Annotated in this window: 13 protein-coding genes; 1 reads left to right on the top strand and 12 read right to left on the bottom strand. The window is 71.3% G+C overall.

All coding sequences use genetic code 11. The features are described from left to right. Positions 1-790: 790 nt before the first annotated feature. From Afe05nite_RS31820 to Afe05nite_RS31805, 4 genes are read right to left on the bottom strand one after another with little or no spacing between them, the layout of a single operon-like run. The gene (locus Afe05nite_RS31820) at positions 791-1,951 is read right to left on the bottom strand and encodes a GH39 family glycosyl hydrolase (RefSeq protein ID WP_203820956.1); all 1,161 of its coding nucleotides are present in this window, start codon (positions 1,949-1,951) and stop codon (positions 791-793) included. A 13-nt stretch (positions 1,952-1,964) separates the two neighbouring features. Continuing rightward, positions 1,965-2,198: a hypothetical protein gene (locus Afe05nite_RS31815; RefSeq protein ID WP_203820955.1), complete on the bottom strand. Its 234-nt coding sequence runs from the start codon at positions 2,196-2,198 to the stop codon at positions 1,965-1,967. Beyond that, positions 2,195-3,973: a hypothetical protein gene (locus Afe05nite_RS31810; RefSeq protein WP_203820954.1), complete on the bottom strand. Its 1,779-nt coding sequence runs from the start codon at positions 3,971-3,973 to the stop codon at positions 2,195-2,197. Before Afe05nite_RS31810 ends, Afe05nite_RS31815 begins: the two co-directional genes overlap by 4 nt. Next, complete coding sequence (locus tag Afe05nite_RS31805) at positions 3,970-4,614, bottom strand: hypothetical protein (RefSeq protein WP_203820953.1); 645 nt, start codon at positions 4,612-4,614, stop codon at positions 3,970-3,972. The genes Afe05nite_RS31810 and Afe05nite_RS31805 overlap by 4 nt, the downstream gene beginning before the upstream one ends. A 1,117-nt stretch (positions 4,615-5,731) precedes the next feature. Here Afe05nite_RS31805 and Afe05nite_RS31800 point away from each other — a divergent pair. Then, positions 5,732-5,938, top strand: a complete 207-nt coding sequence (locus Afe05nite_RS31800) for a hypothetical protein (protein ID WP_203820952.1) — start codon at positions 5,732-5,734, stop codon at positions 5,936-5,938. A 456-nt stretch (positions 5,939-6,394) separates the two neighbouring features. On the opposite strand, the gene Afe05nite_RS31795 is transcribed toward Afe05nite_RS31800, so the two are convergent. From Afe05nite_RS31795 to Afe05nite_RS31760, 8 genes are all read right to left on the bottom strand, one after another. Further along, positions 6,395-7,111 carry a glycosyltransferase family 2 protein gene (locus tag Afe05nite_RS31795; protein ID WP_203820951.1) on the bottom strand — a complete coding sequence of 239 codons (717 nt, stop codon included), beginning with the start codon at positions 7,109-7,111 and terminating at the stop codon, positions 6,395-6,397. A 615-nt stretch (positions 7,112-7,726) separates the two neighbouring features. Beyond that, the gene (locus tag Afe05nite_RS31790) at positions 7,727-9,718 is read right to left on the bottom strand and encodes a response regulator (RefSeq protein ID WP_203820950.1); all 1,992 of its coding nucleotides are present in this window, start codon (positions 9,716-9,718) and stop codon (positions 7,727-7,729) included. Beyond that, positions 9,715-10,764: a chemotaxis-specific protein-glutamate methyltransferase CheB gene (gene cheB / locus Afe05nite_RS31785; protein ID WP_203820949.1), complete on the bottom strand. Its 1,050-nt coding sequence runs from the start codon at positions 10,762-10,764 to the stop codon at positions 9,715-9,717. The genes Afe05nite_RS31790 and cheB overlap by 4 nt, the downstream gene beginning before the upstream one ends. Next, positions 10,764-12,827, bottom strand: coding sequence for a hybrid sensor histidine kinase/response regulator (locus tag Afe05nite_RS31780; protein ID WP_239118332.1), 2,064 nt, complete (start codon positions 12,825-12,827; stop codon positions 10,764-10,766). The genes cheB and Afe05nite_RS31780 overlap by 1 nt, the downstream gene beginning before the upstream one ends. Further along, positions 12,790-14,256, bottom strand: a complete 1,467-nt coding sequence (locus tag Afe05nite_RS31775; protein WP_239118331.1) for a methyl-accepting chemotaxis protein — start codon at positions 14,254-14,256, stop codon at positions 12,790-12,792. The genes Afe05nite_RS31780 and Afe05nite_RS31775 overlap by 38 nt, the downstream gene beginning before the upstream one ends. After that, on the bottom strand, positions 14,243-14,791 hold the full coding sequence (locus tag Afe05nite_RS31770) for a chemotaxis protein CheW (protein WP_239118330.1): 549 nt from the start codon (positions 14,789-14,791) through the stop codon (positions 14,243-14,245). The genes Afe05nite_RS31775 and Afe05nite_RS31770 overlap by 14 nt, the downstream gene beginning before the upstream one ends. After that, positions 14,788-16,167, bottom strand: a complete 1,380-nt coding sequence (locus Afe05nite_RS31765; RefSeq protein WP_203820948.1) for a CheR family methyltransferase — start codon at positions 16,165-16,167, stop codon at positions 14,788-14,790. The genes Afe05nite_RS31770 and Afe05nite_RS31765 overlap by 4 nt, the downstream gene beginning before the upstream one ends. Beyond that, positions 16,164-16,601, bottom strand: a complete 438-nt coding sequence (locus Afe05nite_RS31760) for a chemotaxis protein CheW (protein ID WP_203820947.1) — start codon at positions 16,599-16,601, stop codon at positions 16,164-16,166. The genes Afe05nite_RS31765 and Afe05nite_RS31760 overlap by 4 nt, the downstream gene beginning before the upstream one ends. Positions 16,602-16,675: the final 74 nt, after the last annotated feature.

The raw sequence follows: 16,675 nt of genomic DNA, 5'->3' as shown, positions 1-16,675 counted from the left end.
GCCCGGTGCCATTGCCGGCACCGAGTAGATGAGCCCCGATCGGCGGTCGCCCGCTTGCCCCCGGCGACCGCCGATCGGCTTCGCTCCTCCGGAAGATCAACAAGACCGGGCGGCCTCCACCCTCGTGGCCGGTGGCCTCATTTCGCGGCCGGCGGTCTTGTCTCCGCGGCTGACGGCCCCTTTTCCATGAAGATCGGCGACTGTCGAGGCGTGGTTCGGAAGCTGTCCATCGGCGGCGGCTACTCCGAGTCACGAGGTCAGGGCCATTCAGCTGTACGGGGCGACTGCCGTCACCGACGCCGCCCGGGTGTTCGGGGACGTGACGACGCCGACGTTCCCGGGGCGCCCGGTGTCGTGCTGCGAGGGCGGAACCTGTTCGACCGCGTACGCGCCGGTGACGTTGACTTATCGGGCCGCCGATGACGTGCGTGTCGGGTCGCTGAACGGGACCGCACCGGCGAAGGCCGCACTGTCCGTGACGTCGACCTCGTGGAACAGTGGAGTGCGGCCGAACACCACGACCACGTTCACGATCTCGGCGAAGGATTGGCCGGGCCGTGCCCGTCGCGGAGAGCTCGGCCAAACGCTCAGGTAAATGGTCGTCGCGGTCCGGTGGGTCTTGTCTGGGCGGCAAGGCGCTCGTCGCCGGTGCCAAGAACGCAAAGCTGACCTGGACGTTCACCGGGCGGTCGGCGGCGCTGTGGGTCCGCAGTCTGGCCCCGGGTAGACACACCGTGGCCGTGGTCGCGCCGGGGTCGAACGTCGTTTCGGACGGTTTGTTCTACATTCCCTAGAAGGAGATCGACACGCTGCTACGGCCGTCGCTGACGCGGACGCTCCGGCCGTCGAACTCGGAGGTGACCGGGCGGCCCGCCTCCGCCGCCCGGGCCAGCCACGCGAAAGCGGCGGCCAGTGGCAGTGGCCGGCCACCGTCGGTCACGCGGGTGTCGCTCCAGAGCGCGACCGAGTCGAAGCCGTCATCGGCCTGCGGTTGCCACAGCAGGATCTTCTCGGCGCCCGCCTCGACCATCCGGGCCAGCGCCAGCAGCGTGATCGCGGCGCGGCGTGGCGAGTCGGCGGGCAGGCTGTCGTCCTCGACCTCGGGGTAGATCTCCGCCCACCACACCGGTAGGCCGGTGCGTCGGTAGAGCTGGCGGGTGATGTCGGCGAACTTCTGGGTGGCCGCCGCGTCCCCGCCGGGCAGCTTCTCGTCGCGGGTCGCGTTCGAGCCGTCCACCACGATGAAGTCGGCGCCGACCTTGTGCCGCATCCAGTAGTCGATCGAGTCGACGATCCGCTGCTCGACGCCGCCCCACGGGCCGCTCATCGACGAACGGTCCTCGGCCCACGAGATCATCACCATGTAGGGGCCACCGATCCGGGCCTGCGGGTTCGCTTTCTTGACCGCCAGGTAGACCTTGTTGTAGAGCCGGGTGTAGGCCTCGATGTCCCAGGTGTTCCGATCAAGGTCGAAAAAACCCTTGAGTTCATTCCAGACCAGAAAATTACGCACGTACGGGTACCGCGCCGCCACCGCGCCGGCGAGCCGGGCGAAGTCGTCGAAGTGCTTCTCGACGGGCGGCGCCTCGATCCTGGTCCAGTCGGTCTGCCCGGCCCGGCCGCCCTTCATCCAGTCGGGCGCGCAGCACAGGGTGATCACCGGGTCGGCGGTGGTCTGCTTGAGCAGTTCCATCCGGTGATCGAGCGACGCCCAGTCGAAGACGCCCGGGGCCGGCTCCGGGTTGAGCGCGCCCCAGCCCATGATGTGCTGGTTGCCGGCGATCGGCGCGGACGCCAGGTAGTCGCGGGCCCGCTGGTCGGCGGCGCTCAGCCCGTCGGCGGTGAACTGCGTGTGCGAGACCCCGAGCACCGGGCCAGGATGACGCGGCGTCACCTTGGCCGCCGCGGGCAGGGCATTGAGTACGGCCAGTGACAACGCAACGACGAGCACCTTCCGGACGCGGTCAGCGGTGGCGGAGTTCGACATACATCCGCAGGAACAGACAGACGGCCAGGGCGGCCAGCAGCACGATCAGCATGATCTTGGCGATCACGTGGAACTGCCTGCCCCGTACGGTCACCGGCGGCGTGTTGCCGGCCGGATTGCCGTCCAGCTCGGCCACGATGCCGCGGCCGAGCGCGGTCGCCAGCACCAGTACGAACAGGATGCCGGACATGATGTTCAGCGCCTGGATCAATTGGTCGTGGCCTCCGTGTTCGTGCGGACCAGCACGATGCCGTCGCTGTTCTGGGTCAGTACGCGGTAGAAGCCGTCGCTGACCATCTTGGTGATCTCCAACTGGGCCCAGTCGGCCGGCATGCCCTCACCGAGCTGACCCCACTTGACCATCGACCGCGTCACCACCACCGTGTCGGCGTTCTGCTGTCCCGCGCAGTCACTGAGGGCGACCTGCTCGCCGCACACGCCGCCGACCGACGCCCACTGGATCGTGGTCACCCCCTCGGGCCGTTCCGGGCCCTGGTCGCGGGCGAACATCAGGACGCCGTTCCGGGGCGTCGCCGCCACCGCCGCGTCCACGATCTTGACCTCGTTGCCGGAGATGTACGCGAACCCGTCGTTACCGCCGCGCACCAGCACCAGCGCGCACGACAGCACGGCCAGCGCGGCGATCGGCACGACGGCCAGCTTCGGCTTCCACGAGCTGAGCCGGTCGAGCGCCTCGCCACCCATGACCGCACACACCGGCATGGCGAACAGCGCGACCCTCAGGAACAGCTCGCCGCCGTAGCTCTGCACCACCGCCGGGAACGGCGCCGCGATCAGCAGGGCGGGCAACCAGAACGAGCGGTCGGCCCTCCAGAGGCGCCAACCCGCTTTCGTACGCCGTAGCCGCAGCAACAGCCCGATCGCGCCCAGCAGCAGGGTGCCGAGGAAGTAGACGATGCGCAGCTTGCGGATCACCGCGATGCCCTCGTCGACCGAGACGATGCGGTCGGTGAGGTTGACGCCGACCGACGCCCCGACGTCGCCGAAGTTGTCGGTGAGCAGCTTGAGCGCCTGACCCGACCAGAACTCGTGCGCCCCCAGCACGAACCACGTCAGCAGCGACGCGGCCAGCACGACGATCGCGGTCCACACGCCCTTGACCGCGCGTACCTTGCGCCGCGCGATCAGGAGGACGACCAGCTGCGCACCCAGCATGAACGGGGTCAGCTGGTGGGTAACCACGATCGCCATCTCGAAGATCGCGACCAGCACGAGGCTGCCGACACGCTCCCGGGCCCGGCGCTGTTGCGGCTCGGCCAGCAGCAGCACCACCACGGCCAGCGAGAGCATGAAGCCCACCGACTGCGGCGAGAAGTAGTCCTGCTCGATCCAGTTCAGCACGCTGGCCAGCGCCGCCGCGTACCAGGCACCGCGATAGGAGACGTCCAGCGCCCGCGCCAGCCGCCAGATCAGCGCCGCCGTGAGAAGCGCGCACGCGAGCGGCCACCAGTTGGCGACCTGGGCGACCCGCTGCGCCCCGATCGCGTCGGTCAGCATGCCCCACCAGGAGAAGAAGCCGGGCCAGCTGAACCGCGCGTCGATGTTCTTGGCGCTCTCGCCGAACACCGCGTACTGATCGATGAAGCCCAGGTGCACCCAGGCCGTACTGGTCCGCGCCCAGCCCTCGACGAGCGGCGGCAGGCCGAACATCTGGAAGATCAGGAGGCCGAGCGTGACGCCCAGCTGCTCCCGCGCCAGCCGATGGTGGATCGCCCAGGCCAAACCGCCCGCGGTCAGGACCAGGCCGGCCCACACCGGCCACGGCAACACCGACGCCAGGCCCCAGCCGTTCGCGTTGCGCGGGTTGGTCATGATCGCGCCGACCACCCAGAGGATCACCCCGAGCAGGGTGGTGCCGGCGGCGATCAGGGTGTCCCGGTCACGCCAGGCGTGCCCGGTGGCGGGGGCGGGGGCCGGCTTGGCGGCCGTGTCCGCCCGCGGTCCGGTTGCGGCATAGACGGTCACAGGTCACGGCCCTTCCGGAGAATGTGCGGGATGGCGGCGCCGGCGGCCAGCACGGCCCACGCGGTGACCCAGATCCGCGAATGCCACAGGTGGGTCTGCAGCTGGGTCATCGCCAGAATGATGCCCATCGACGCACTCAACGCCACCGACGCGACGATCTCGACAAGCCGCTCCCGGAACCGGATGTAGGCCACCGCGACCCACCCCGACACAAACCCGGCGAACAGTACGGTGAACGCCATGCGACCCGGATAATGCAGGTCGGCCCCCGTGCTCAAGGCCACCACCACCGACACGATCAGGGCCGCGATCGCGGCGTTGCGCGTCTGAACCGCATGCGTGGGATTCGGTGGCGGCTCGTCGACCACCAGCACCTCGGTGAGGTCCGGCGCATCAGCGCGCAGAATCTCCGTCATCGCCTGCTCCGGCGGCGCCGCCGGCTTCTTCTTGCCCTTCTTCGCCTTGACCCCGGCGGACCTCGTCTCGGCCGGCTCTGTCTCAGCCAATCCTGTCTTGGCCGGCTTCGTCTCAGCCAGCCCTATTTCAGCCAGCCCCGTCTCGGCCACCTTGTTCGCGGCCGACTTCGGGCCGGCTGCGTTCTTCCCAGCCGTCCTCGAGTCAGCCGGAACCACGGGCGGCATCGCCGTCGTGGCGTCGACCTTCGTCCCCGCCCGGTCGGCACCTCCGGGTCCGTCGGTCCTCGGTCCGTCGGTCCTCGGTCCGTCGGTCCTCGGTCCGCCGGCCCTCGGGTCGGCGCCCATCGGTTCGGCGGCCCTGAGTCCTGTGGCCCTCGGTTCGGCTGCCCTCGGTTCGGCGGTCTGAGGCTGGGGGGCCTGGGGTTCGGCAGCCTCGGCCTCGTCGGCCTTCGGTTGCGGCGCGCCGTAGACCCGGGCGGCCGGCTTACCCGGCGCCGAGCCGGACGTCGGCCGGCCAGGCACTGCCGGCACCGAGACGGTCGGCGAGACGAAGTCGGGCATCGCCGGCTGTTGGTCGGTCCTCGACTGGCTCCCCCCATAGACGCCACCGGACCTGGCGGCGGACGTGGGCTTGGCCTGCGGACCGCTGTTCACGTCGTCCTCTGACGCGGGCGACGTGGATTCGGCCGGCCTGCTTCGGGACCCGCCGTAGACGCTGCCGCCCTTGGGTGGAGCGGACTTGGGCGCTGCGGATGTGGGCGCGGCGGACGTGGGTGCGGCGGGGGCCGGTTCGGCCGGGGTGGCTTGCGGTCCGCCGCCGTAGACGCTGCCGCTCCTGGGGGCGGACGTTGGTTCGGCGGGCTTGGCCTGTGCGCCGCCGCCGTAGACGTTGCCGGACCTGGGCGTGGCGGACGTCGGGGCGGCTGGGTTGGCTTGCGGTCCGCTGCCGTAGACGCCGTTGGACCTGGGAGCGGCCGACGCTGGTGCGGCGGATGACGGCTCGGCGGGCTTCGCCTGCGACGCGCCGCCGTAGACGTTGCCGGACTTCGGGTCAGCCGGCTTGGCTTGCGGTCCGCCGCCGTAGACGGCGCCGCTCCTGGGGGCGGATGACGGTTCGGCGGGCCTGGCTTGCGGTCCGCCGCCGTAGACGGCGCCGCTCCTGGGCGCGGACGACGGTTCGGCGGGCTTGGCCTGCGGGCCGCCGTAGACGTTCCCGGGCCTGGGCGCCGAGACGGGCGCGGCCGGCGGCGGGGCGGCGGGATTCGCCGCGGGTGCACCGCCGTAGACGCTGCCGGACTTGGGGGGCGCGGGCTTGGGCGGCGCGGACTGAGGCAGGCCCGGCTTGGGTGCGGCTGGGGCGGGTGCGGCGGAGGGCTGGGTGGCCGGGTGGGACTGGGCGGCCGAGGAGGGCGGGGCGGCCGAGGGGGACTGGGCGGCCGAGGAGGGCTGGGCGCCGCCGTACACGTTGCCGGGGGTCTGTTGTTGCGGGTGCGATCCGTTGGCCGCGGCGGGCTCGTCGTCGGAGTCGTGGGGCTGCGAGCTGCCGTAGACGCGGCCGGCGGGCCGGTTCTCAGCGCCCACGGCGCACCGCCTTCTCGAGCCGGGACAGCATCGCCTGGGAGATGCCATCACGGTAACAGCGGCGGTGGTTCACGAGGTCGAAACTCCTGTCGAGGGCATCGGTGGGCGGGCCTGGGACCGGTCAGCGACCGTACGCCATCCGGCTGAACGTGGGCTGGGGCCTCTTGCGGGAGCGGCGCTGCTCACGCATGATCGGGCGAGCCAATTCTCCCGTCCCGCACCGGGTCGGGCGCAGCGCCCTAGGTCCAGCGTTCCGCGCCGGTCGGCAGTGTGGGTCGACCGCAATGGTCTGTGGAATTTGCCGCTTTGGCCAGCCTCCGTTCGCTGGGGAGACGCAGTCGCAGATATGGACAAGGCAGGCAACTCGCGATTCCCGGACGAAAAGGCCGTCCGGCATGTCGCCGGACGGCCTCGGTGTGTGTAGTTACGCGGCTTTGGTGGGTTGGCCGGCGGGGACCTCGTGCGGGGCGCCGAAGCCGAAGCGCTCGCGCATGATTGTGCGGACCACGCGGAAGCCGTCGCGGAAGGTGAGCAGGTTGCTCTGGCCGAACATCCGCCGGAATTCGAAGCTGGCGACCTCGTCGATGCGCACCTGGGCCTTGGCTACCCGGGTGTTGATCAGGGTCTCGATCTCGAAACCGTCGCCCCAGCGCGGGCCGCTGGTGTCGGCGTGGTCGGGCAGCGCGAAGATGGTCACGCACTCCTTGCGGAACGCGTTGTAGCCGTAGCAGAGGTCGGAGAAGCTCGTGCGGAACAGCACGTTCGTCATGTAGTTCAGGCCCCAGTTGCCGACCCGGCGCAGGGCGGTGATGTCGTCGCTGCCGCCACCCTCGGCGAACCGGCTGCCCTTGGCGTAGGCCGCGCCGGCGTCGAGAGCCGCGGTGAAGCGGGGGATCTCGCGCGGGTCCATCGACCCGTCCGCGTCGATCATGACGATGTAGTCGCCGGTGCAGGCGGCGAAGCCGGCGGCGAGGGCGTTGCCCTTGCCGCGGCGGGCCTGCTTCACGATCTTGATGCCCGGCCAGTTGGCCTCGGCGACGGCGATGGTGTCGTCGACCGAGTTGCCGTCGACGAGGATGATCTCGTCGATGTCTTTCGGCATGTGCCCCAGAACATGCGGAAGGTTCCGGGCTTCGTTCATGGCCGGGATCACGACACTGACCCGCGGGCGACTGCTGTCGCCTGCACGGACCGGCGCTCGCGGCACGGTGAGTTCCGTGGATCGGTCGCTGCCAAGGATGTCGTCGACGGACACACAAGCTCCAGGATCGTGGGGTTGCTTAGTCCTTAGCCGCGGGTTAAATCCGTGGCGGCGGACTCGGCAATCCTGCACGTTTTCTGAGATAAATCGAGGACGCTGTCAGTTGCGTGTTGCTCGACGGTCGGCAGTTGTTTCCAACCGTCCGGGCTGGCCGAATTTACCCGAACGGCCGTCCGGGCTCACACTCGGGGGTGGCCGAGTGGCGAGGTTCCACACGCTATTAGGCCTAAGCGCCACAGGTCAAGGCTTGTTTGTCCACTGTCCGAAATGCCGTATAAATCGGTCAATAAGGACTAAAGCTATCGGAATCCTCGATTCTAACATAAGCGGATCAATGCCAATTTTACGCGCAGAAAACGATCTACCGCGCTTCCCTGATAAATGATCCACAGCGCGATTGTTAATCTCTTGCTGGACGGCAAATAAGAACGTCGTTCCATTCCGAAAGCTGAGACAGCGAATTGGATTAATGAAAACTTAAAGTATTTCAAATCGTTATCCGTGTTTGCGTGCTTGCGCTCTGCGATCGCCGTTGACCGCCGTAGCCGCCGGCAGGGTGAACCAGAACGTCGCGCCCCGGCCGTCCTCGCCCTCGGCCCAGATCTCCCCGCCGTGCCGCTCCACCGCGCGGTGCACGGTGGTCAGCCCGATTCCGGTGCCCGGGAAGTCCTCGGCCCGATGGAGCCGGGCGAACGGGCGGAACAGCTCACCCGACTTGCCGGCCGGGAACCCGGCCCCGTTGTCCCGCACGAAGAACCCGAGCGTGGTCGAGCCGATCTCGATCGCCGGGCTCGGGATCTTGCCGGTGAACTTCACCGCGTTGTTGATCAGGTTCTCCAGGATGACGCGCACCAGGCCCTCGTCCGCGTCGACGGTCAGGTCGTCGTGCACCGTGAAGGCGACCTTGCGGTCCGGGTAGCGCGCCTCCACGTCGGCGATCACGCTCCAGATCGTGGCGGTCAGGTCGAACGAGGCCCGGCGCAGCTCGCCGCGGCTCGCCCGGGCCAGGATCAGCAGCGACTCCACCAGATCGGCCATCCGGGTGGCGGCGGCCTGGATGCGGCCCAGCCGGCGGCGGGCCTCCGGGCTCAGCGGATCGTCGTCGTCGTCGAGCATGTGCTCGGCGAAACTGCTGATCACCTGCAACGGCCCGCGCAGGTCGTGCGACACCGAGCCGGAGAACGCCTCCAGCTCCCGGTTGCGCCACTCCAGCTCCTCGACCAGGGCGGCCCGGGTCTCGGCGAGATGCCGGGCGGACCGCTCCTCGGCGGCGTCGAGCTCCCGGCGCATCAGTTCCTCGCGGATCCGGCGGCTCTCGTCGTGCGACTGCTTGCGGCGGATCTGCGTACGCACGTGGGCCCGCAGCGCCTCGGCGCCGGCCCCCGACCGTACGTAGTCGTCGGCCCCGGCGCTCAGGCAGGCCAGCATGTCGTCATCGTTCTCGCCGGTCATCACGATCGGCGTCTCGCCGATCACCGGCACCTCCTTGATCCGCCGGCAGGCGTCGCGGCCGAGTTCGCCGACGAGCCCCAGACCCAGCACTATGCAGTCGACCGGCTGGGCCGCGAGCAGGTCCAGGGCGTCCGCGGGGGAGGCGACCGGGATCACGTCGTACCCCTCGGCCCGCAGCGCCCCGACGAGCTCGGCCAGCTGGTCCCGTTCGGGGGTGAGCGCCAGCACCTTGCTCGGGCCGTGCAGGCTGCCGGTGACCTCGATCGGCAGCTGCTCGGCGCTCTGCCGCAGCACCGCGTTGAGCTTGGCCGGCACGATCGCGAGGTTCTGCTGCTTGCGCACGAAGGCGTCGGCGCCGGCGTCGAGCATCTGCAGCTCGGTGGCGTAGTCGTCGGCCGCGGTCATCAGGATGCACGGGATGTCGCGCAGCGCCGGATCGAGCCGCACCCGGCGGATCACGGTGGCGCCGTCGATGCCCGGCATCACGCCGTCCACGATGATCGCCTGCGGGCGGCGGTCGGCGGCGACGCGCAGCCCCTCCTCCCCGCTCGGCGCGGTGAGCACCGTGTAGCCCTCGGATTCGAGCAGCTCGCGCAGTTGCTCGCGGAAGGTGATGCTGTCGTCGATCACCAGCACGGTGGTGCGATCGGCGGTGGTCACGACCGTCCCGGAGACCAGCAGTTGGCGCACCCGGGCCACGACGTAGCCGGCGTCGTACGGCTTGCCGACATATTCGTCGGCGCCGATGCGCAGCCCCGCGAGCCGGTCGGCGACCTCGTCCTCGCTGGACAGCAGCACGGTGACGACCTGCCCGCGGCCGGGGTTGCCGCGCAGCTCGCGCAGCAGCTCCAGGCCGTCGGCGTCGGGCAGCAGCACGTCGAGCACGGCGGCGTCGAACTCGTCGCCGGCGAACGCGTCGCGGGCCTCGGCGCCGGTCGCGCAGAGGATCGTGCCGAAGCCGTCGGCGGTGAACATGTCGTGCAGGTCCATCCGTACGGTCAGGCTGTCGTCGACGATGAGCACCCGGAAACTCATGGGCGGCTCCCGGCGGGGTGCAGCTCGCCGAGGCGGGCCGCGATCCGGTTGGGTGGCAGCACGTAGGCGGCCGCGCCGAGCAGGGCGGCCTCGCGGGGCATCCCGTACACCACGCAGCTGGCCTCGTCCTGGGCGAAGGTGACCGCGCCGTGCGAGCGCATCCGCAACAGCCCCTCGGCGCCGTCCCGGCCCATGCCGGTGAGCAGGCAGCCGGCCGCCTTGTCGCCGCACTCGACCGCCACCGACTCGAAGAGCACGTCGACCGAGGGCCGGCAGGAGTGCCGGGTGGCCGCGTCGCTGAGCCGCACGACCCCGTCGCGGACCAGCATGTGCCGGTCGGGCGGGGCGAGCACGACCCGCCCGGCGAGGGTCTCGACGGGCGTCCAGTCGCGGGCGTAGGTGACGTCGAGCCCGGTCTGCCCGGCCAGCCAGTCGGAGAACGCGACGGCGAACGGCTCGCTCGCCGCGATGTGCTGCACGACGAGCACCGGCGGCCGGAAGCCGCCCGGCAACGAGCGGAGCAGGTCGGTGAGCGCGCGCGGCCCGCCGGTGGAGGCGCCCACCGCGACCAGGCGCAGGGCGTCCGGCGGGGCGGCGGTCAGCGGCGGCGGTTCGGGCCGGCGGCCGTCGAGCCGGGCCCGCGGGTGGGTGATCACCCGGATGCGGGAGACGAGGCGGACGGCCGAGCGCAGCCGCCGCCCCCAGTCCGCGTCGCTGGCGTCGCCGCGCGGTTTCTCCAGCACGTCGACGGCCCCGGCGGCGAGCGCGTTGTAGGTGCTGAACAGCTCCTGCCGATCGGCCGACGAGACGACCAGGATCGGGGTCGGGTGCTCGGCCATGATGTGCTCGGTGGCGGCCAGCCCGCTCATCGTGGGCAGCATCATGTCCATGGTCACGACGTCCGGGCGCAGCCGGCCGACCAGTTCGACCGCCTGCTTCCCGTCCGCTGCTTCTCCGACGACATGTAGTTCCGGGTCGGCGGCAAGTGACTCGCGCAGGTGCCCGCGCATCGTTGCGGAGTCCTCGACCAGCAGCACACGGATCATCAGAGGATCAGCCTCCGGATGTGGGCGAGCAGTTCCTCCTGGTTGAACTCGCCCTTGATGACGTAGGCGGAGGCACCGACCTCCTGGCCCCGGCGCCGGTCCTCGGCGGTGGCGCGGGAGCTGACCAGGATGGCCGGGATGTGCCCGAGGGCCGGGTCGGCCCGGGTGGTGGCGACGAATCCGAAGCCGTCCATGCCGGGCATGTCGATGTCGGTGAGGAACAGGCCGTAGTCCCGCTTGTGCGCGCGCTCGAGGCCCTCCTCGGCGGAGGCGGCCAGATCGACGTCGTAGCCGGCCGACTCGAGGATGCTTCGTTCCAGCATCCGGGTGGTCAGCGAGTCGTCGACGACCAGGATCGGCAGCCGGGGGCCGGGCTCGGGCGAGGAACCCGCGACGCTCATGTCCTGCAGGGCCGCGGCGACCAGGCCGTGCGCGTCCAGCACGAGGCGCGGATTGCCGTCCATGTCGATGGCGACGCCGCCGATCACCGCCGCGGCCGGGGCGAGGTCGGGCAACGGCCGGGCGACCAGGGTGGTGGTGCCGGCCAGCCGGTCCACGCCGACCGCGACGGTGTCGTCGTCGGCGGAGAGCACGATCGCCACCCCGGAGCCGGTCCGGTCCGGCGCGGCCGGGGCGATCGAACGGGCGAGCGGCAGGAACGGCACGACCTGACCCTCGTGCGCGAACCGGCCGCTGGCGGCGGCGGTGGTCACGTCCTCGGCGGGCAGCCGCACACACCGGCGTACCGCGTCCAGCGGCATCGTCACCACCGTGCCGCCGGCCTCGACGATCAGCCCGTTCATCGACAGCAGGGTCAGCGGCAGCGAGATCTCCACGGTGGCGCCCTGGCCGGGCCAGTTCTTGATGTTGACCGTGCCGCCGAGCTGCAGGGCCACGTCGCGGGCCACGTCCATGCCGATGCCCCGGCCGGCCACCTCGGTCACCGCGTCCGACGTGCTGATCCCCCCGTGCAGCACGAGATCGATCAGCTCCTGCGGGTCGGGCTCGCTGCCGGCCGGGAGCAGGCCGCGCGTCTCGGCCACCCGACGCAACGCGGCCAGGTCGAAGCCGCGGCCGTCGTCCGTACACCGGAAATGGATCCACCGGCCGCGCCGCTGCACGTCGACGGTGATCGATCCCTCGGCCGGTTTGCCGGCCGCCATACGCTGCGCCTCCGGCTCGATGCCATGCACCACCGCGTTGCGCACCACGTGCAGGAAGGCTCCGTTGACCTGGTTGAGCACCTGCGGGCCGAGCCGGGTCTCGGCGCCGTGGGCGGCGAACCGGACCCGTTTGCCCTCGGCGTCAGCGGCGTCATGCACGGCCCGGTGCAGCGCCGTGAAGATCGTGCCGGCGGAGACCAGCCGCAGCCCCTCGGCCCGGCCGCGCACCTCGTCGAGCTCGCGTTCCACCTGGTCGACCGCGTCGATGAGGCGGCGCCCCAGCGCGCCCATGTCGCCGGCGAGCCGTTGCGCGGCGGCCCGGGTCCCGGCGTCGCCGCCCGGCCGGGCCACCCGCAGCCGGTCGCTGAACGCCTCCACCCGGCGCTGGATCCCGGCCAGGGTGCGGCTGCCGTCGCGCAGCGGGGCGATCCGGGCGCTGGCCTCGCCGACCGCGTCGAGCAACTCGTCCAGGTCGGCGGTGGCGGCGCGGGGAGCGGGCACCTCGTCGTCGATCTGCTCCACCGCGGGTTTCTCCCGCGGCGGATGCTCCAGGGCCCGGACGAACTGGACTATCTCGTCGTTGAGCCGCAGCAGCTCGCGCATCTCGTCGGCGGGCATCTGGGTGACCGCCGACCCCCGGTGCGGCACCAGGACGTCCTCGAACTCGTGCGCCCGGTCGGCGATCTCGGTCTGTTTGACCACCCGGGCCGCGCCCTTGAGGGTGTGCGCGTAGCGCAGCAGCCGCGCCACCAGGTCCGGCCCCGGCTCCTGGTCCAGATCGAGGACGGCGGCACTGATCTGATCGACCAGCTCGCGCGCCTCGATCCGGAAGTAGCGCAGCGGGTCCCGAGCCTCGGCCACCTCAGTGCCGTCCGCTGCCGACCAGATCGAGCAGGTCACCGGAGAGCGTGCTCAGGTGGGCCGCCGTCTGCTTGGTCTGCACGGCGCTGGCCTCGGTCTCCCGGCTGGCCCGGGCGGTGTCCGAGGCGGCCGAGCTGACCTGCTCGACAGCGGTGGTCTGCTGCTTGGTGGACAGTTCGATCTCCCGGGTGGCGTCGCTGGTGGTGGCCACGAGCTGGGCGATCCGGCGGAACGAGCTGGTGGCGTCGTCGAACTGCCGGGACCCGGCGTCGACGGCCTTGGCGCCGATCTCGGTGGCCATCACGGTGGTGTTCACCGCGCCGCGGACGTCCTCGATCATCGCCCGGATCTCCTTGGCCGACCCCGCCGTCCGGTCGGCCAGCTTGCGGATCTCCTCGGCCACCACGGCGAACCGGCGCCCCCACTCGCCGGCCCCGCTGGCCTCGATGGTCGCGTTGATGGCCAGGATGTTCGTCTGCTCGGCGAGCTCGGACACCAGGTCGACGACCCCGCCGATCTGCTGCGACTTCTCGCCGAGGGCCAGCATGTGCTGCACGATCTGGTCCACCTGGGTGCGGATGGCGGTGATCGACGCCCGGGTCTGGTCGATCGTGGCGTCGCCGGTGCGGGCCGCGTCCGCGGTGTCCTCGGCGACCTTCGACACCCGCTGGCAGCTGTCCGCGATCTGCCTCGAGGTGATCAACAGTTCGCTGATCGTCGTGGTGATCTCGTTCATCGCGCTGGCCTGGTCGCGCCCGCCCGAGGCCTGCTGCGCCGCCGCCGCCTCGAGCTGCGCCGACGAGCTCTGGATGTGCCCGACCGCGGCGCCGACCTCGCGGCGCAGGTCCCGGCTGAGCCGCCAGGCCACCGCGGCCGCGGCCAGCACCAGCACCACGCCGAGGGCGATGATGGCGGCGATCGACCAGGTGGCCCGGGTCGAGGACGCGGAGCGGTCGGCATCGACGTCGGTGCGGATCCGGGCGACGAGAGCGTCGATCGCGGCGAGCATCGCGTCCCGGGCGGGCTTGATCCGCGGATCGTTGAGCGCGGCCATGTCCGGCACGCGCATGGCCTGACGCTTGGCGAGCAGGCTGTTGACGATGGTGTTGTGCGTAGCCTCGTCCTGCGACACGGTGTCGAGCAGCTTCAGCGCGGCCGAATCCGACAGGGTGCCGCGCAGCTGGTCGACCTGGGTGAGGAACATGGCGCGGTCGGCGTTGGTGGCGGTCAGCCACTCGTCCCCGGCGCTGAGCAGAAAGGCCCGGTAACCCCCGATCCGGCGTTCCATCGTGCGGCTGAGCTCCACCGCGCCGACCAGGCTGGTGGTCGTCGACTTGATCACCTGGTCCTTGCTCTGCACCACGTAGCGCAGCGCAAGCACCGACGTGGCGATCATCAGCACGGTCAGCGCCAGCGTCACGCCGAAGCCGCCGGCCAGCTTGTAGCCGAAGGTCTTACCGGACATCATGAGCCGCTCCCTCCTCGGTTCCGGGCGCGTGCCCGGCCATCTGATGCACCACGGCCCGGGCGGCGGGCACGTCGATGATCGGGCGGGTGGCGCCGTCGAGCGCGACCATGCCGCGCAGCACACCCCGCCGTCCGTCGCCGGACGCCTCGCTGATGATCGCCTCGGCCGCGACCCGCACGTGCCCGTCCACGTCGTGGAAGGCCAGGGCCAGCAGCGGGGTGCCGGCCGCCATGACCAGCCAGCGCGGCCGGTCGGCAGCCGGGTGGCCGAGCAGCGCGGCCAGGTCGTACACCGGCACCACCGCGCCGACGAAACCGGCCAGGCCGAGCAGTGCCGGCAACGGTCCGGGCAGCGGGGTCACCGGGCGGTCGGGGTGCAGGCCGGCGGTCTGGGCCAGCCGCAGGGCGTACGGGCGGCCGGCCGCCCGCACCGCGAGCAGCTCGACGTGTTCGACGTCGTGGCTGTCCTGCGGCTGGGCGAAGGACCGGTCGAAGTCGGTGCGCAGCCGGGTGATCCGGCGCTCGACCGTGGTCACCGGCGCACCCCGCAGGCCTCCAGCTCGGAACGGCACAGCGCGGTCAGCGCCAGCCGCCCGAACCCGCCGCCGAACAGGGTGATCCGCAGCTCGTGCTCACCGGGCAGCAACGCCAACGCCCGCTCCAGCTCGCCGGACGCGGCCCGGTCGTCGCCCTGTCGCCGGGCCAGCAGCCCCAGTCGCATCCGTGGCAGGGCGAAGTCCGGATCGAGGTACGCGGCCAGCCGGTACTGCTGGAGCGCCTCCGGCACCGCCGTGGCCCCCTCCAGGCAGAGCCCGAGCAGCTGATGCGCGTCCGGGTTGAGCCCGTCGTCGTCGATCAGCCGGCGGGCCGCATCGACCGCCTCGTCGAGCCGGCCGGCCTGGGCCAGCAGCACGCCGCACAGCAGCCGCTCGGCCGGGCCGGCGGGGTGCGGGAGCAGGGCGAGCGCCTCGGCGTAGCGTTCGTCGGTGAACAGCAGCAACGTGCGCTGGTAGACGTCCTCCGCGGGCCGGGACGGCTCGACCGGCGGGACCGGTGGGGCCGGCCGGGGTGCGGGCGGTGGGGGAGGGCCGGCAGCCGACAGCCGCCGGTAGTAGAACGCGTCGTGGGTGTGCCGCAGCTCCAGGCCGGCCGGGGCGGCGCCGAGCGAGTCGGTGTGCCCGAGGAACAGGTACCCGCCCGGGACGAGGCACTCGGTCATCCGCGTCACGAGGGCCTGCGCCACCTCCGGCACCAGGTACATCAGCAGGTTGCGGCAGAAGATCACGTCGTACTGGCCGGGGCGCCAGACGAGATCCTCCGGCTCGGCGACGTTCTGCCGGTGGAACCGGACGAGCCGCTGGATCTCCTCGACCACGTGGAAGCCGCGCTCGCCGGCCCGGAACCAGCGTCGTTTGACCTCCGCCGGTGTCTCGCGCAGGGACCACGGCGAATACCAGCCCTCGGTGGCCTGCCGGAGCACCGCCGGGTTGGCGTCGATGCCGGTCACGTCGATCGTCCAGTCCGGCCCCGGTGCCGCCTCCTGGGCCACGATGGCCAGGCTGTACGCCTCCTCGCCGGACGAGCACGCCACCGAGAGGACCCGGAGCACCTTCTGCGGCGCGCGAGCCAGCACCCGCTGCGGCATGGCCTCCTCGCGCAGGGCGCGGAACTGCTCGCCGTGCCGGAAGAAGTAGGTCTCGGTGATGCTCAGTTGCTCGATCAGTTCGACCAGTTCGTCGTTCCAGGGGCGGGCGGCCAGCCGGTTGACGTACTCGGTGCGGCTCATCCGGTGGGTGTGGGCCCGGTCGGCCAGCAGCGGGCCGAGCTGGCGCGCGTCGCGGTCGCTGAAGGTCCAGCCCAGCGAGCGCGCGAGCAGCTCACGGAACCGGCCGATCTCCGCCTCGGTGGTCACGGCACACCGGCCGAGGCGGCCGCTTCCCACACGTCGTCCGGCACCGCCCGCATGCTCTGCAGCAGCAGCAACGGCTCGGCGCCGACCGTGCCGACCCCGGCGACGAGGCGACTCGACCGCCCGCCGAGCAGCGCCGGGTGGGCACCGGTGGTGGTGTCGACGCTGCGGATGCCGATGATCTCGCCGGTGGCGAGGGCGACCGCGCCGCGTTCGGTGCGGACCGCGACGTACCGTTCGGCTTCGCCTTGATCCCCGCGCAGCAGGCGCCCCACGTCGATCACCGGCGTCGGCACGCCGCGCAGCACGCTGATGCCGAGGACGAACGGCGGCGTGCCGGCCAGCGGCTGGGTCTCGAGCGGCCGCATGGTCTCGATGACCTCCTCGAGCCGCAGCGCGCACAGGAGCGGCCCAGCGCGGAACACGAGCGCCGTCATCACGACAGGCTCGACCTCGCGCTCTTGTCCGTATTGCCGCACAAGTCGAGGTTAGCGAGACTTTTACTAATAAA

The sequence above is a fragment of the Paractinoplanes ferrugineus genome (assembly GCF_016862195.1).
Lineage (GTDB): Bacteria > Actinomycetota > Actinomycetes > Mycobacteriales > Micromonosporaceae > Actinoplanes > Actinoplanes ferrugineus.
The sequence above is the reverse complement of the archived record's forward strand: the minus strand, read 5'-3'. Positions and strand labels throughout refer to the sequence as shown.

What these genes read in the sequence shown, in the direction of transcription:
- Afe05nite_RS31805 (WP_203820953.1), bottom strand. Translation starts at nt 4,614, where the DNA reads ATGCCGCCCGTGGTTCCGGCTGACTCGAGGACGGCTGGGAAGAACGCA.
- Afe05nite_RS31795 (WP_203820951.1), bottom strand. Translation starts at nt 7,111, where the DNA reads ATGAACGAAGCCCGGAACCTTCCGCATGTTCTGGGGCACATGCCGAAA.
- Afe05nite_RS31790 (WP_203820950.1), bottom strand. Translation starts at nt 9,718, where the DNA reads ATGAGTTTCCGGGTGCTCATCGTCGACGACAGCCTGACCGTACGGATG.
- cheB (WP_203820949.1), bottom strand. Translation starts at nt 10,764, where the DNA reads ATGATCCGTGTGCTGCTGGTCGAGGACTCCGCAACGATGCGCGGGCAC.
- Afe05nite_RS31775 (WP_239118331.1), bottom strand. Translation starts at nt 14,256, where the DNA reads ATGATGTCCGGTAAGACCTTCGGCTACAAGCTGGCCGGCGGCTTCGGC.
- Afe05nite_RS31760 (WP_203820947.1), bottom strand. Translation starts at nt 16,601, where the DNA reads ATGACGGCGCTCGTGTTCCGCGCTGGGCCGCTCCTGTGCGCGCTGCGG.